The organism is Pseudomonas sp. SIMBA_068 (assembly GCF_046534705.1).
In the GTDB taxonomy this organism is placed as follows: domain Bacteria; phylum Pseudomonadota; class Gammaproteobacteria; order Pseudomonadales; family Pseudomonadaceae; genus Aquipseudomonas; species Aquipseudomonas putida.
In genome coordinates, this window is record NZ_JAWRYI010001379.1 from 1 (window position 1) to 244 (window position 244).

1 protein-coding gene is annotated in these 244 nt (G+C 54.9%); it reads right to left on the minus strand.

The window, feature by feature from the left end:
• On the minus strand, nucleotides 1-244 hold a 244-nt coding region (locus SB756_RS34135; protein WP_410913762.1), incomplete at both ends, for a hypothetical protein.

Sequence of the window (244 nt, forward strand, 5' to 3'; positions counted from 1 at the left end):
CGGAGTGCGTTTTGTCGGTAAATACGCCGGTCGGGCAAATTTCGACCAGGTTACCGGAAAATTCGCTTTCCAGCGTGCCGTCTTCCGGGCGACCGAAGTAGACGTTGTCGTGCGCACCGTAAACGCCCAGATCTGTACCGCCAGCGTAATCTTTGTAGTAACGCACGCAGCGGTAGCAGGCGATGCAGCGGTTCATTTCGTGAGAGATGAACGGTCCCAAATCCTGATTACGGTGGGTACGTTT